The organism is Candidatus Hydrogenedentota bacterium (assembly GCA_016791475.1).
Lineage (GTDB): Bacteria > Hydrogenedentota > Hydrogenedentia > Hydrogenedentales > JAEUWI01 > JAEUWI01.
On the sequence record JAEUWI010000187.1, the window covers coordinates 1 to 462 of the forward strand.

Consider the following 462-nt stretch of genomic DNA (forward strand, 5'->3'; position numbering starts at 1 on the left):
CCTTCGTGTGCGAGGCGGCGGCGAAGGCGTCCTGGTCGGCCCGGGCGACCCCGAAGCGGCTGCAGACGTTCTCGCTGGTCATGCCCATCGTGACGTAGATCTCGGGGTGCTCCGCCATCAGCGTCGGGTTGGGCGAGGGGCGGTCGCCGCCCATCGGGATCATCGTCATGCTCTCAACGCCGGCCGCGATGGCCACGTCGTACCAGCCGGCGGCGATGTTGCTCGCCGCCTGGGCCAGGGCCTCGAGGCCGCTGCTGCAGAAGCGGTTCAGGGTCATCGCCGGCACGGTGTCGGGCAGGCCGGCGCCGAGGCTGGCGATGCGGGCCACGTTCATGCCCTGCTCACCCTCGGGCATCGCGGTGCCCACCACCACGTCGTCGATCAAGGCGGCGTCAAAACCGGGGACCTTCGCCAGCACGCCCTGCAGGGCGATGATGAGCAGGTCGTCAGGGCGTGTGTCTT

At 70.3% G+C, this 462-nt stretch carries 1 pseudogene (only partly in view); it reads right to left on the reverse strand.

What is annotated here, in order from left to right:
• A pseudogene (locus JNK74_28610) lies at positions 1–462 on the reverse strand (acetyl-CoA C-acyltransferase); it runs 91 nt beyond the window's last position.